Raw genomic sequence first — 13,317 nt, 5'->3', positions numbered from 1 at the left:
GCGAGCTAAGCTGGAGTCCTGAGGAGGTGATTGTTTTGAGCGAAATGCTGCAAGGTGCGGCAAGTGTGCAAAATATGGAGTCGGGCGTGGATGCAGGCCTGAAGCAGGATACAATGACAGGTGAAATTCGGGCTGTGTTGTACAGATACTGCCTGAAGCTGACGGGATCGGTCTGGGATGCGGAGGATTTGGTGCAGGAAACCTGCTTGCGGGCATTGTCTGTTATCGTTGGCGCACATCCCCATTCCAATCCGACAGCCTACGTGCTGCGAATCGCCAAAAATCTGTGGGTGGACATCGTGCGTCGGAGACGGGCAGCGGAAAAAATGATCGGCCAGTCGGCTGCCGACGCGGCCTGGGATGAGCTTCATGATCATTTAGAGGTCGAGGAGGCGCTTCGTCTCGTTGTGAAGCATTTGTCGCCGCTGCAGCGGGCGGTATTCCTGCTTCGGGAAGTATGCGGCTACAAGAGCGCCGAGGCAGCGGGCTGGCTGCAAACGACGGAGGGTGCCGTCAAGGCTGCCCTGCATCGGGCCAGAAATGTCCTCGAAAAGGTTAAGCAGAAGCACGAATCGTCCCGCGCTCAAGACAATTCGGGCGGCGGTGAAGAGCAGGAAGGGCTGGATCCAGGCTTGCTCCATGCCTATCTGACTGCTATACGGCGCTCTGATCCGCAGGCACTCGTGTATCTGGCATTGGCTCAGAACGATCCGGTTCAAGCTCTCGGCGGAATGATTGCAGTTCAGCAGTCTTCTCCTGGCTGGAGAAAACCGGTTGCGAACACCTTCCATATGCCGGCTCAGCTGTGCGCAGCAGCATAATTAAGAGAGGTGTGCGTCGAATGAATCTGACTCCTTATGTGGTTGAAACGACGAATCGCGGCGAACGAAGCTATGATATTTATTCCAGGCTTCTCAAGGATCGCATCATTATGGTGAACGGAGAAATTGAAGATCATATGGCGAATTCGATTGTCGCCCAACTGCTCTTCCTGGAAGCGGACCAGCCCGAGAAGGACATTCAGCTGTATATTAATAGTCCAGGCGGTTCCGTGACAGCGGGCTTCGCGATTTATGACACGATGCAGTTCATACGCTCTGACGTATCGACCATATGTATGGGGATAGCCGCCAGCTTCGGAGCTATTCTTCTTGCAGGAGGGGCGAAGGGTAAGAGATTCGCGCTGCCCAGCAGCGAAGTGATGATCCATCAGCCGCTGGGCGGAGCGCGCGGGCAAGCGGCAGACATTCAAATCCACGCCAGCTGGATTCTGAAGACGAAGGAGAAAATTAATCGCATTCTCTCGGATCACACGGGGCAATCACAGGAACAGATCGAAAAGGATTCCGATCGCGACCGGTTTATGACTGCGGAAGAGGCGGTTGCATACGGGCTTGTTGACAGTATTATTTCACGCGAACGGGCCTGAACAAGTGCAGCCCGCGGTCATATGGACAGCAGACTAAAGGAGCTGTCCAGTTTGTGGAAATCCCTGCTCCCACTTTAAGAAGAAATGCGATGTGGAGTGCCTGCGATTATCACACTGCTGACATACCCCTCACCAGAGGACGATCCGTCATTCAAACGCCGAGACATGCGAGATACGAGATGCGAAATGTGAGCTAGGGGCCAAGCGAAACCTGCGAAACGGCATGTATTTGCTCGTTTCTGGCCCCATGAAGGTGAAATGCCTGCCAGAGCGCAGGTATTTCACCTTTGTTTCTTCTTAACGGCCGATTTCCCCCCAAATTCATGCATGATCGCAGGAATTTAACCATTAAAGCCGTCTTGTAACCGACATTCATGCACATTCGCAGGCTTCTTCTTCATCGTCATGCTGCCCTCAAACCACACTTGGAGAAGGGGTTGTCCAGAAAGTTGTTTGATGATTTCAGAGTCCCTATATGCAATGAAAAAAGATGCTTCCAGCCCCACTTTGAGTGGTTTGGAGGCATCTTTTCACATCACTGACGCATTGGATATTGGACTTGTCGGACAGTCCCTTACGCGCTTCCCGTGCTATAGCAGGACTTTATTGCGCCCCAGGGCGCGGCGGACGCGGCTTCTTCTCGCGAAAGCGTGATGAGAGATAATTGCGCTTGCGGTCACGGAAGAATGTCCAGCCGCCGATAAAGCCGACACCGATCAGAAACAGCACTAGCCCGCCCAGCATCATGCCCCATTCGAATTGAGGAATGGCCTGCTCGTCGCCATGCGCAGCGTAATAATGAAAGACGGCATCCTTCATAAGCAGGAATCCGTAAGTGGCTCCAAGGCCGGGTATAACGAGAAGTAGTATGGCAATAAAACGCGCGATGATTTGTTTCATAGCTGCAGATCCTCCTGTATGGCAAAAACAGATACTTCATTATCATACCTTTTTCGATATGCGCTGTCCATTTGCCACACGGGGATGTTTTCCCTGGCGGCGAAAACAGGTACAATAGGAGAGGAGAAGCATTCCATTCGATTCAATTTAACTCAATCCATTCAATCATTCAATCCATCCGATTGTATCAGGGTTGAACATTTCATTGGCGATTATAGTCTGGTGAACCTAATAATGCGATTTGTGGCGAGAGGGGAAAATCAATGACGATTCAATGCGACATTGCCATCATTGGCGGAGGCATTGCAGGATATACGGCTGCGATCAGAGCAGCGCAAGCAGGGAAGAAGGTCATTATTGTTGAGAAGGAGAAGCTCGGAGGCACCTGTCTGCACAAGGGCTGCATACCTAGCAAGGCGCTGCTGAGAAGTGCCGAGGTATATTCAACGATGCTCAAGGCAAATACATACGGCATCAAAGTGGCGGAAGGCGCGGTTACCCTTGATTTTGCAGGTGTGCAGCAGCGCAAGGAGGGAACGGTTGAGCAGCTTCACAAGGGGCTGCAGCATCTGATGCGCAAGCATGACATAACGATTATGAACGGCAGCGGAAGAGTGATCGGCCCGTCCATCTTCTCGCCGCGAAGCGGCAGTGTTGCCGTTGAGCTTGCGGATGGGGAGATGGAGACGATCGTGCCAACCAACCTCCTGATTGCGACGGGCTCGCGTCCGCGCACGCTGCCAGGGCTTGAGCCTGACGGAACTCATATTATGACAAGTGACGATGCGCTTATGATGGAGCAGCTGCCGGAATCCATCCTGATTGTCGGGGGCGGCGTTATTGGTGTGGAGTGGGCGTCGATGCTGGTTGATTTTGGCGTGGATGTAACGCTTATTGAGACTGCAGCAAGACTGGTGCCAGGAGAGGATGCGGAAGCTTCGCTGGAGCTAGCCAAGCAGCTGCGCCGCAGAGGAGTCCGCATTCTGACAGGAATCGAATTAATGACGGATACTTATGCAGTCGAAGATGGACAAGTTGTGATCGAAGCGCGGACAGAAGAAGGAGCCGTGAAGCTGAACGCGGACAGAATGCTGGTATCTGTTGGACGCAGGGCGAATGTGGAAGGGATCGGCCTTGAGAACACGGACATTCGTGTTGAGAACAATGCCATTCGTGTGAACGGCTTTTTCCAAACAACGGAGCCTCATATTTATGCGGTTGGCGATGTTGTCGGCGGACTGCAGCTGGCGCACGCGGCGGCGCATGAAGCGATGGTAGCGATTGACCATTTGCTTGGCGGCAAGGAGCAGGCGCCGGACCCAGCAAGGGTTCCCCGCTGTATCTATTCGCGTCCCGAAATCGCATCGATCGGTTTAACCGAGGACGAAGCGCGCAAACAGGGACATGATGTGAAGATTGGGAAAATTCCATTTCAAGCGATCGGCAAGGCACTCGTAATCGGCGAGGCTGAAGGCTTTGCCAAAGTCATTGCCGACAGAAATACGAATGATGTTATCGGCGTTCATCTGATCGGGCCGCATGCGACAGATCTCATATCAGAGGCATCGCTTGCCATGCTGCTGGAAGCAGCTCCGTGGGAGGTTGGACATGTCATTCATCCGCATCCCACATTGTCTGAAGTGATCGGTGAAGCTATGCTTGCGGTGGACGGGAAAGCGATATCCTTTTGATTCCGGGGCTGAGCGGAGCGAAGAGAGCAGCGACATTTCTTTTTGCTCCGAAGTCAGTTATAATAGGTGTAACCAAGTCTTAGTACCAGGTTATAAAAGTAGGTTAAAGGAGGGCATCCCTTCATGAAGCAATCACAATCGGTCGAGAATCAATCCAAGCATGCAGCGCTTGGGCTTACAGATGAGAAAGCCATTGAAATGTATGTCACGATGATGACTTCGCGCCGCTATGACGAGCGCTGTCTGCTGCTGCAGCGCGCAGGCAAGATTAATTTCCACGTGTCCGGTATCGGGCAGGAGGCTGCGCAGGTTGGCGCGGCGTTCGCGCTGGATCGGGATGTGGATTATTTCCTGCCCTATTACCGCGACTATGCGCTGGTCCTGTCGCTTGGCATGACACTCCGTGAATTGATGCTCTCTCTGTTCGCGAAAGCGGAAGATCCCAACAGCGGCGGAAGGCAGATGCCGGGACACTTCGGCCACAAGCGTCTGCGCATCGTAACAGGCTCAAGTCCTGTAACGACTCAGGTTCCCCATGCTGTCGGCATTGCGCTTGCCGCGAAGATGAAGAAGAAGGAATTGGTGACGTTCGTCACATTCGGCGAAGGCTCCAGCAATCAAGGGGATTTTCATGAGGGCTGCAATTTTGCCGGCGTTCACAAGCTCCCTGTTATCCTCATGTGCGAGAACAATCAATATGCGATATCGGTTCCGCTGCACAAGCAGGTTGGCGGGCGTATTTGCGACCGTGCTATCGGATACGGATTCCCGGGTGTGCGTGTGGACGGCAATGATCCGCTTGAGGTTTACCGTGTCGTTAAGGAAGCACGAGAGAGAGCGATTGCCGGAGAAGGTCCGACGCTGATCGAGGCGATGATGTATCGTATTTCGCCGCATTCCACTTCCGACAATGATCTGGCTTACCGGACGAAGGAAGAGGTAGATGAGCATCGCGGCAAGGATGGCATTAATAAATATAAGCAATATTTGATTGAATGCGGATTATGGGACGAGGAGAAGGATGCCGAGCTCATGAAGAAGATCCGCGTCATGCTGGACGATGCGACGGAATATGGCGATAAGGCGCCGTTCCCAAGGCCAGAGGATATTCTTCTGCATGTCTATGATGGCGATCAAGGCAAAGGGGGACGTTAAGATGCCGGTTATGGAATATATTGATGCGATCCGCCTTGCTATGAAAGAGGAAATGGAACGGGACGAGGACGTGTTCGTGCTGGGTGAGGACGTTGGCTACAAGGGCGGCGTGTTCACAACGACGAAGGGACTTCTCGCTGAATTCGGAGAAGCCCGCGTGCTCGATACGCCGCTTGCAGAATCTGCAATCGCCGGTGTCGCAATCGGGGCCGCTATGTACGGTATGAAGCCGATTGCAGAGATGCAATATTCGGACTTTATGTTTCCGGCGACGAATCAGATTATTAGCGAAGCGGCCAAGATCCGCTACCGCTCCAACAATGACTGGTCCTGTCCGATCGTAATTCGCGCGCCAATCGGCGGAGGCATCTTCGGCGGTCTGTACCACTCGCAGTGTCCGGAGTCGGTATTCTTCGGCACACCGGGATTGAAGATCGTAGCTCCATATCGGGCTTATGATGCCAAAGGCCTTCTGAAGGCTGCGGTGCGCGACCCCGACCCGGTGCTGTTCTTCGAGAATAAGAAATGCTATAAGCTTGTTGTCGGGGATGTGCCGGAGGACGATTATACGGTTCCGATTGGTGAAGCTAATGTGCTCAGGGAAGGCGATGACATTACGGTCATCAGCTACAGCTTGCCGCTGCATTTCGCCATGGAAGCGGCTGAAGAGCTCGCTGAGGAGGGGATTTCTGCGCATATTCTTGATTTGCGCACGCTGCAGCCGCTCGACAAGGAAGCTATTCTTGCAGCAGCCCGCCGCACGGGCAAAGTACTCATTATTCATGAAGATAATAAGTTCGGCGGTATTGGCGGCGAGGTGTCAGCCATTATTGCGGAGGAGATGCTGTTCGAGCTCGATGCGCCGATTATGCGTTTATGCGGACCGGATGTGCCGGCTATGCCGATCAATCCGCCCGGCGAGAAATTTTTTATGCTGAACAAGGATAAGGTCAAAGAGTCGATGAGGCATTTGGCGCTCTATTAGACCATCATAAGTTGTTGATACAGGATTTATTGTTTGTAAAAGCAAGGCTGGATGGATGCTTCCGATGCTAATGTCTGCTGCCAAGGAAGCTTGACACAGTGTAGCATAGAAGACGGTAAGGAGTTGAATAGAGATGAAGACGGTGACGGAAATCGTCATGCCGCAGCTAGCGGAATCGCTCGTATCTGCTACAATCGACAAATGGCTGAAGCAGCCGGGCGATACTATTGATATGTATGAACCGCTATGCGAAGTTCTGACGGACAAGGTGAACGCTGAGCTGCCATCGACAGTTCGGGGCATACTAACGAAGATTTTGGTCGGTGCCGGTGAAACCGTACCGGTCGGCGCGCCCATCTGCATTATTGAAACAGAAGGAGCGGGTGGCGGAGATCATTCAGGCACACCAGCCGCTGGGAACGCATCTGCTGGAGGCCATGCGGCAGACCGCAACGGGACTGGAGCCGGATCCGCAGCAAGAGAAGGGGAGGATGGCAGTGACACGAGCATGCGTCACCGCTACTCTCCTGCTGTTCAGCAGCTCGCTGCCGAGCACAGCATCGTTCTGGCGCACGTGAAGGGAACCGGACTAGGCGGCCGGATTACCCGCAAGGATGTGCTCGCTTATGTAGCCTCCGGCAATGCGGGCAGTTCAAACGCAGGATCGGCTGGAAGTACTGCTCCAGCAGCGCAATCAATAAATATGGATACGCGTGAGACGGTTCGTTCCTCCGGCTTGCATCTGACGGAATCGCCGCCCTTTCCTTCCATTGAAGTTGAGAATGGGCCGCAAGCGGGACGCAGTGAATATTTTATCGATGTGACGCCGCTTCGTAATGCGATTGCCAGAAATATGCGCCAGAGCGTGACTGAAATCCCCCATGCCTGGACGACAATAGAAGTGGATGTTACGAATCTCGTCGTGCTTCGCAACAAGCTTAAAGACGAGTTCATGAAGCGTGAAGGCATTAATCTGACCTATTTGGCTTTCCTGCTCAAAGCGGTGGTTAATGCGATCAAGGACTATCCGATTATGAACTCGGTATGGGCCGTTGATAAAATCATCGTCAAGCGTGATATCAATCTCTCTCTTGCAGTAGGTACGGAAGAGGGCGTATGGACGCCTGTGATTAAGAATGCCGATCAGAAGAACATTGCCGGTCTGGCGCGCGAGGTTGATGATCTGGCCCGCAAGACGCGCGAAGGCAAGCTGACGATGTCCGACATGCAGGGCGGTACATTCACAGTCAACAATACAGGCTCATTCGGCTCTATTCTCTCTTATCCAATCATCAATTACCCGCAGGCGGCTATTCTGACATTCGAGTCGATTGTGAAGCGCCCGGTCGTTATTAATGATATGATCGCTGTACGTTCTATGGCTAATCTCTGTCTGTCGCTGGATCACCGGATTCTCGACGGGGTAATCTGCGGACGGTTCCTGCAGCGGGTGAAGGATAATCTTGAAGGCTTCGATCTGGATACCAAACTGTATTGAAACGAGGCTTGACTGCGATGACAACAACGAATGTCAAGACGCTCGACGTCAGCTATACAGAACTGTTAGGCTACGCCGAAGCATGGGATCTTCAGAAATCATATGTGAAACAAATTGACAAGGAGGAGCGGCGCGAGACGCTGCTCCTGCTTCAGCATCCGCCGACCTATACGATCGGCTCCCAGAACCATCCTGAGCATCTGCTGCTGTCCGAAGAGCAGCTTGCAGAGCAGGGAATCGGCTTGTTCCAGATTGACCGTGGCGGGGATATTACCTATCATGGCCCCGGCCAGCTCGTTGGCTACCCGCTTCTCTACCTGGAAGCGCCCGGTCTTGATTTGCATGGCTATTTGCGGCAGCTGGAGCAGGTTATTATCGATTGGCTGGCCCAATACGGCATCGAAGGCGGACGCAAGCCCGAATATACGGGAGTGTGGATCGGGGATAAGAAAATCGCGGCTATCGGGGTGAAATTCAATAAAGCCCGCACTCGCCGGGGATTCGTAACAAGCCACGGGTTCGCATTGAATGTCAAAGCAGGCATAGCGCAGGATGGCTTCAAGGGGATCATTCCTTGCGGCATTCAGGAATATGAGGTGACCTCTTTCGCGGATTTGACGGGGATTCATCTCTCAGTTACGCAGGTCGCAAAGGAAATTATTCCGTATTTTTGCCGGCAGTTCGGGTATGCCACTGCCGGCGGAGACGAGCTATTCAAAGATCCAGCCGATACCAACTAGCAGCGTTGATAACAGCAGGGCTATGATCAACACCCAGATTAATACTCTCATCAATCGATTGGGGCGCATGTCCTCATACTCCTTTCGTGCAAAATATAAAGCGTATCTGATTATTGTAAACGATTGAGAAGGATGGTGGAAGTCTGATGATTAACGAGAAACGTCTAGTTGATGAATTTATGGAGCTTGTGCGGGTGGATAGCGAGACAGGGAACGAGAGGCAAATTTGCGATGTGCTGAAGCAGAAATTCTCATCCTTGGGGCTCGATGTGCTGGAAGATGACGCCGCAGCCAAGACGGGTCACGGAGCAGGCAACCTCATCGCTAATCTCGCTGCTGCCGGGGCGGAATCGGCGCCAACGATATTTTTCACTTCGCATATGGATACGGTCATGCCAGGCAACGGAATTAAGCCGCAATTGGATGCTGACGGCTATATTCGCAGTGACGGCACGACGATTCTCGGCAGTGATGATAAAGCGGGTCTGGCCGCGATGCTTGAGGGGATCAGAGTATTGAAGGAGCAGGGGGTTAAGCATGGCCCTGTGCAGTTCGTCATTACAGTCGGCGAGGAATCCGGGCTGCTCGGCGCTGCTGCGCTCGAACGGGAGCATCTGCAAGCGGCGTTCGGCTATGCGCTGGATTCCAACGGGCTTATCGGCGATATTGCCGTTGCTGCGCCCACACAAGCGAAGATTACGATTAAGATCTACGGCAAATCAGCGCATGCGGGCGTGAATCCCGAGGACGGCATCAGCGCGATTCAAGTAGCTGGTAAAGCCATTGCCCGGATGCCTCTGGGACGTATTGATCATGAGACGACTGCTAATATCGGCCGATTCGAGGGCGGCGGCGCGACGAATATTGTGTGCGACTACGTGAAGCTGGATGCCGAGGCGCGCAGCATTGTGCAGCATAAGCTGGATGGGCAGATTGCGGCTATGCGCGAGGCGGTGGATACAGTAGCGGCCGAGTATGGCGCCAGAGCGGAGTTCGAGAGCGACATTATTTATCCAGCCTACTCGTACAGCGACGGGGACTCTGTAGTGGAGCTTGCCAAATCGGCAATTACGGCCATTGGAGCTACACCGCGCACTTTCCATTCGGGTGGCGGCAGTGACGCTAATATTTTTAACGGATTAGGTGTGCCTACGGTCAATCTGGCTGTTGGCTATGAGCATATCCATACGACGAAAGAGCAGATTAAGGTAGTGGATTTGGTGAAGACCGCAGGGCTTGTCGTAGAGATTATCTCGCAAGCGGCGAACAAAACCGTATAAGAATTGCAATGACAATAGGGAAGAGGCGCGGACAGCAAGTTAGCCGCAGCTCTTCCCTATATGCCATTATATGAAGATCAGCGATGTCCCGAATGAACGTTGGCTGCTGAGATGCAAGATTCGAATTGTGCTGCTAATGAAGAGGACGGCGATGCTCCAAATATTCGCTTAATGTGGACTTTCGCTGGTCTTCCTTCGTGCGGACAGTGTCCTGCTTCGCCATTAACCGGAGCTGATGGCGAATTTCCCAAGCCTTGCCTACAAGCATAAGCTGACTGGTAACGGAATATTGTTTCATGAACCATACCCCCTTAATCTTTATTAATCGCATAGGCCGCATTTATAAGCACCTTGGAACCAAATTAACGTTCATTGCCAATGGGCTGTGCCACAGGGCTAATATCAGCATATGAGGGAAGTGGACAAGTTATGTATGCTGTGACCGAGGCAGATTGGCACTGAGGCAGCACTGAGGCAGTGCAGTAGAAAAGGAGAGCTGGACGAAATGCTAAAGAAAACGGATGAATTCCGAGAGCTGACGATAAAAACGGAACCGATCTTCCAGGGGAAGGTCATCTCTCTTCAGGTCGATACGGTGCAGCTCCCGCATGGCGGAACCGCGACGCGCGAAATTGTGAAGCATCCCGGAGCGGCCGCCGTTCTTGCTTTGATAGACGGCAAAATGCTTGTCGTCGAGCAATATCGGAAGCCGATGGAGAAATTTCAGATCGAGATCCCGGCAGGAAAGCTGGACAGCGGGGAGGACCCCATAACTGCCGCGGCGCGCGAGCTGGAGGAGGAAACAGGCTACCGTGCGGGACGTCTTCGCCCGATCAGCGCCTTCTATACCTCACCGGGGTTTGCCGATGAGAAGCTGTTTCTCTTTGTTGCGGAGGATCTTGTGAAGGGCGAGAGCAGGCCGGATGAGGATGAGTATCTTGCGGTCGAGGCGATTACGTTCGAACAGGCGCAGACGTATATCCGTGAGGAGCGAATCAGCGATGCGAAGACTATTCTGGCCGTCTATGCCTGGCATATCTACAGGCTAACGGGAGAAATTTAGCGAATGGATCACACGGCACTGAAGCGGGTATTCGCTGACCTGCATATTCATATTGGCCGCACGGAGAACGGCGATCCGGTGAAGATCAGCGGGAGCCGCGATCTTACCTTTCGCAATATCGCTCATGAGGCTGCTGTCCGCAAAGGCATTCATCTTCTTGGCATCATTGATTGTCATGCGCCGGGTGTGCAGCATGATATTATGGCTCTTCTTGACTCAGGCGAAATGTCCGAGGCGGAAGGCGGCGGAATTCGTTATAAAGGAACTACAATTGTGCTTGGCGCAGAAATTGAGGTGAGGGATCCCGGCTGCGGTCCCGCTCATCACCTGGCTTATATGCCGACATTGGAGGCGATGCGGCAGTTCTCTGGCTGGATGAGCAGGCATATGCGCAACATCGGGCTCAGCTCGCAGCGTATCTATGTGCCGGCACGAGTGCTTCAGGAAGAGGTGAAGGGACGGGGCGGATTATTTATACCTGCTCATATTTTCACGCCCCACAAGAGCCTGTTCGGCAGCTGCTCGGATACGCTTCAGGAGACATTGGACCCGGAGCTGGTGGATGCCGTGGAGCTTGGACTAAGCTCGGACAGCATGATGGCGGGATGGATACCGGATCTGGACGGCATCCCTTTCGTCACGAATTCCGATGCCCATTCCATCGCCAAGATCGGCCGGGAATACAATGCCATGCATTTGGCTGAGCCGTCTTACGCTGAGCTGAGGCTGGCGCTGGGAGGCCGGGAGGGCAGGTCAATTGCCGCTAATTATGGACTGAACCCGCTGCTTGGCAAATATCATCGTACCTACTGCTTGAACTGCGGCTCGCTGGCGGGCGATGAGGCCGCAGCCGAGCGTTGTCCCATGTGCGGCAGCCCTAAGCTGGTTCGGGGCGTTATGGACCGGATCGAGCAGCTTGCCCGGTTTGCCGGAAGAGAGCAATCGCATGTCTCGGAAGGACGTCCGCCGTATATTTATCAGGTGCCGCTGGAATTCATCCCGGGAATCGGGAAACGGTCGCTGGACAAGCTTCTTGAGCGCTTCGGCACAGAGATGGCAGTCCTGCATGATGCTGCACCGGAAGAGATTGCTGCCATAGTCGGAGCAGCCGCGGCAGAAGTGATCGTCAGTGCACGGCAAGGAACTGTGGAGCTTAGCTCTGGCGGCGGCGGTCAATACGGCAAAGTGGCCAGAAAGCGGAAATAGCGTGCGCACGCGCCCTGGGAGGAGCAGCGCGCAACCGCGCAGCGCGATGAAGCGAATTTACGCGGCTTGACTTAGCTGCGGCGTCATAGCGGCGATGGCTTGGACATACACTGTACCATTCGAATGTGGGAGTGTGTGACATGCGAGCATCGCCGAAGGGACTGCTGATGAAGGATCAGTTCACGATCTATGTATTCGTTGCGGTTATTTTTATAGTGGGGATCGTCTTTGGCGCCTTGCTTGTCAATGCATTGACGCTTGATCAGCAGCAGGATCTGGCCGGTTATGTGCAGAAATTCGCGGAACGAGCCGAGAAAGGACTGCTGCCGGATGGCGCTCTGTCCTTCTGGGATCGTGTCTTTTTCCATGGCAAATGGCTTCTGCTTGTATGGGTGCTTGGGCTTACGGTTGTCGGCATGCCGCTCGTGCTGGCGCTTGATTTTCTCAAAGGAGTGCTGGTCGGGTTCACGGTAGGCACGCTTGTCAGCCAATATTCATGGAAAGGTCTTCTGTTCTCGCTGGTTTCTGTTGCTCCGCCTAATCTGCTCGTTGTTCCTGCGCTGTTGATTGCAAGTGTATCTGCCCTTTCTTTCTCCCTGTACATTGTCCGCAATCGGCTCATGGGCCGCTACGGGACGTTAAGCGAGCCCTTCCTCGCGCATACGGGGACGTTTGGGCTGATGCTCATTATGATTGCGGCGGCAGCGTCGATTGAGACCTTTGTATCGCCAGCTATGCTGAAGTGGGCTGTGCCGCTGCTGTCCGAGGTCGCGGGAGGATTATAATGATTCTAAAAAGGGTTTGACTTTACTCGCAATGTGCCCCTATAATGAAAGCAAACGTTTTCCGGTGATGGGCGCAAGGCAGTGCGAGGGGGGAAACCATGGAATCCCGGATTGATAAGATTAAGCAGCAGCTGCAGTCGCAAGGGTACAAACTAACCCCGCAACGCGAAGCGACACTACGAGTACTTTTGGAGAATGAAGAGGATCATCTCAGCGCGGAAGATGTTTTTATGCTTGTGAAGGACAAGGCGCCTGAGATTGGATTAGCAACCGTATATCGGACTTTGGAGCTGCTAACCGAGCTTCACGTCGTGGAGAAATTGAATTTCGGAGACGGAGTGGCCCGATATGATTTGCGTACGGACAACAACAAACACCATCATCACCATTTGATCTGTGTACAATGCGGAGCGATGGACGAAATATTAGAAGATTGGCTTGGCCCGCTGGAAGAACGGTTAGAATTGGAATTTGGTTTCACGGTTATCGATCATCGGCTTGATTTTCAAGGTGTCTGCAGCAGATGCCGCAGTAAGAACGATCAACAACAATAACTCCTTTTGTGCGGTATGATTCGCTTACAGC

Annotated in this window: 14 protein-coding genes; 12 read left to right on the top strand and 2 right to left on the bottom strand. The window is 53.2% G+C overall.

The genetic code is table 11. The annotated features are described in order from the left end of the window. Window positions 1-44: 44 nt before the first annotated feature. Together K0T92_RS02100 and clpP are read left to right on the top strand one after the other, a co-directional pair. A complete protein-coding gene (locus K0T92_RS02100; RefSeq protein ID WP_246627856.1) occupies window positions 45-821 on the top strand; it encodes an RNA polymerase sigma factor in 777 nt (258 codons plus the stop codon). Between the two features lie 20 nt (window positions 822-841). Then, complete coding sequence (clpP, locus tag K0T92_RS02095; protein ID WP_219870755.1) at window positions 842-1,429, top strand: ATP-dependent Clp endopeptidase proteolytic subunit ClpP; 588 nt, start codon at window positions 842-844, stop codon at window positions 1,427-1,429. 603 nt (window positions 1,430-2,032) lie between these two features. On the opposite strand, the gene K0T92_RS02090 is transcribed toward clpP, so the two are convergent. Beyond that, on the bottom strand, window positions 2,033-2,329 hold the full coding sequence (locus K0T92_RS02090; RefSeq protein WP_219870754.1) for a DUF2627 domain-containing protein: 297 nt from the start codon (window positions 2,327-2,329) through the stop codon (window positions 2,033-2,035). A gap of 263 nt (window positions 2,330-2,592) precedes the next feature. Between K0T92_RS02090 and lpdA the strand changes: the two genes are divergently transcribed. The 6 genes from lpdA to K0T92_RS02060 all read left to right on the top strand — a co-directional run bounded on the left by lpdA (window position 2,593) and on the right by K0T92_RS02060 (window position 9,678). Then, on the top strand, window positions 2,593-4,020 hold the full coding sequence (lpdA, locus tag K0T92_RS02085; RefSeq protein WP_219870753.1) for a dihydrolipoyl dehydrogenase: 1,428 nt from the start codon (window positions 2,593-2,595) through the stop codon (window positions 4,018-4,020). A 123-nt stretch (window positions 4,021-4,143) separates the two neighbouring features. Beyond that, a complete protein-coding gene (locus tag K0T92_RS02080) occupies window positions 4,144-5,175 on the top strand; it encodes a thiamine pyrophosphate-dependent dehydrogenase E1 component subunit alpha (protein WP_219870752.1) in 1,032 nt (343 codons plus the stop codon). Window position 5,176: 1 nt separating this feature from the next. Further along, window positions 5,177-6,160 carry an alpha-ketoacid dehydrogenase subunit beta gene (locus K0T92_RS02075; protein WP_219870751.1) on the top strand — a complete coding sequence of 328 codons (984 nt, stop codon included), beginning with the start codon at window positions 5,177-5,179 and terminating at the stop codon, window positions 6,158-6,160. A gap of 133 nt (window positions 6,161-6,293) precedes the next feature. Continuing rightward, window positions 6,294-7,658: a dihydrolipoamide acetyltransferase family protein gene (locus K0T92_RS02070; RefSeq protein ID WP_219870750.1), complete on the top strand. Its 1,365-nt coding sequence runs from the start codon at window positions 6,294-6,296 to the stop codon at window positions 7,656-7,658. 17 nt (window positions 7,659-7,675) lie between these two features. Continuing rightward, entirely contained in the window at window positions 7,676-8,398 is a 723-nt protein-coding gene (lipB, locus tag K0T92_RS02065) for a lipoyl(octanoyl) transferase LipB (RefSeq protein WP_219870749.1), read from the top strand. A 146-nt stretch (window positions 8,399-8,544) separates the two neighbouring features. Further along, a complete protein-coding gene (locus tag K0T92_RS02060; protein ID WP_219870748.1) occupies window positions 8,545-9,678 on the top strand; it encodes a M20/M25/M40 family metallo-hydrolase in 1,134 nt (377 codons plus the stop codon). A 133-nt stretch (window positions 9,679-9,811) separates the two neighbouring features. On the opposite strand, the gene mciZ is transcribed toward K0T92_RS02060, so the two are convergent. After that, window positions 9,812-9,976 carry a Z-ring formation inhibitor MciZ gene (gene mciZ, locus K0T92_RS25580; protein ID WP_219870747.1) on the bottom strand — a complete coding sequence of 55 codons (165 nt, stop codon included), beginning with the start codon at window positions 9,974-9,976 and terminating at the stop codon, window positions 9,812-9,814. Window positions 9,977-10,183: 207 nt separating this feature from the next. Between mciZ and K0T92_RS02050 the strand changes: the two genes are divergently transcribed. The 4 genes from K0T92_RS02050 (at window position 10,184) to fur (ending at window position 13,286) form a co-directional block, all read left to right on the top strand. Continuing rightward, a complete protein-coding gene (locus K0T92_RS02050) occupies window positions 10,184-10,741 on the top strand; it encodes an NUDIX hydrolase (RefSeq protein ID WP_219870746.1) in 558 nt (185 codons plus the stop codon). 3 nt (window positions 10,742-10,744) lie between these two features. Next, entirely contained in the window at window positions 10,745-11,947 is a 1,203-nt protein-coding gene (locus K0T92_RS02045) for an endonuclease Q family protein (protein ID WP_219870745.1), read from the top strand. Between the two features lie 140 nt (window positions 11,948-12,087). Beyond that, complete coding sequence (gene spoIIM, locus K0T92_RS02040) at window positions 12,088-12,732, top strand: stage II sporulation protein M (RefSeq protein ID WP_219870744.1); 645 nt, start codon at window positions 12,088-12,090, stop codon at window positions 12,730-12,732. 98 nt (window positions 12,733-12,830) lie between these two features. Next, entirely contained in the window at window positions 12,831-13,286 is a 456-nt protein-coding gene (gene fur / locus K0T92_RS02035) for a ferric iron uptake transcriptional regulator (RefSeq protein WP_219870743.1), read from the top strand. The last annotated feature ends 31 nt before the right edge of the window (window positions 13,287-13,317 follow it).

The sequence above is a fragment of the Paenibacillus oenotherae genome, from assembly GCF_019443105.1.
In the GTDB taxonomy this organism is placed as follows: domain Bacteria; phylum Bacillota; class Bacilli; order Paenibacillales; family Paenibacillaceae; genus Paenibacillus_Z; species Paenibacillus_Z oenotherae.
The sequence above is the reverse complement of the archived record's forward strand: the minus strand, read 5'-3'. Positions and strand labels throughout refer to the sequence as shown.

Coding starts and splice junctions, on each gene's coding strand:
- K0T92_RS02075 (WP_219870751.1), top strand. CDS start 5,177: ATGCCGGTTATGGAATATATTGATGCGATCCGCCTTGCTATGAAAGAG.
- K0T92_RS02080 (WP_219870752.1), top strand. CDS start 4,144: ATGAAGCAATCACAATCGGTCGAGAATCAATCCAAGCATGCAGCGCTT.
- fur (WP_219870743.1), top strand. CDS start 12,831: ATGGAATCCCGGATTGATAAGATTAAGCAGCAGCTGCAGTCGCAAGGG.
- lpdA (WP_219870753.1), top strand. CDS start 2,593: ATGACGATTCAATGCGACATTGCCATCATTGGCGGAGGCATTGCAGGA.
- K0T92_RS02100 (WP_246627856.1), top strand. CDS start 45: ATGCTGCAAGGTGCGGCAAGTGTGCAAAATATGGAGTCGGGCGTGGAT.
- clpP (WP_219870755.1), top strand. CDS start 842: ATGAATCTGACTCCTTATGTGGTTGAAACGACGAATCGCGGCGAACGA.
- K0T92_RS02060 (WP_219870748.1), top strand. CDS start 8,545: ATGATTAACGAGAAACGTCTAGTTGATGAATTTATGGAGCTTGTGCGG.
- mciZ (WP_219870747.1), bottom strand. CDS start 9,976: ATGAAACAATATTCCGTTACCAGTCAGCTTATGCTTGTAGGCAAGGCT.
- K0T92_RS02090 (WP_219870754.1), bottom strand. CDS start 2,329: ATGAAACAAATCATCGCGCGTTTTATTGCCATACTACTTCTCGTTATA.
- K0T92_RS02050 (WP_219870746.1), top strand. CDS start 10,184: ATGCTAAAGAAAACGGATGAATTCCGAGAGCTGACGATAAAAACGGAA.
- K0T92_RS02045 (WP_219870745.1), top strand. CDS start 10,745: ATGGATCACACGGCACTGAAGCGGGTATTCGCTGACCTGCATATTCAT.
- lipB (WP_219870749.1), top strand. CDS start 7,676: ATGACAACAACGAATGTCAAGACGCTCGACGTCAGCTATACAGAACTG.
- spoIIM (WP_219870744.1), top strand. CDS start 12,088: ATGCGAGCATCGCCGAAGGGACTGCTGATGAAGGATCAGTTCACGATC.
- K0T92_RS02070 (WP_219870750.1), top strand. CDS start 6,294: ATGAAGACGGTGACGGAAATCGTCATGCCGCAGCTAGCGGAATCGCTC.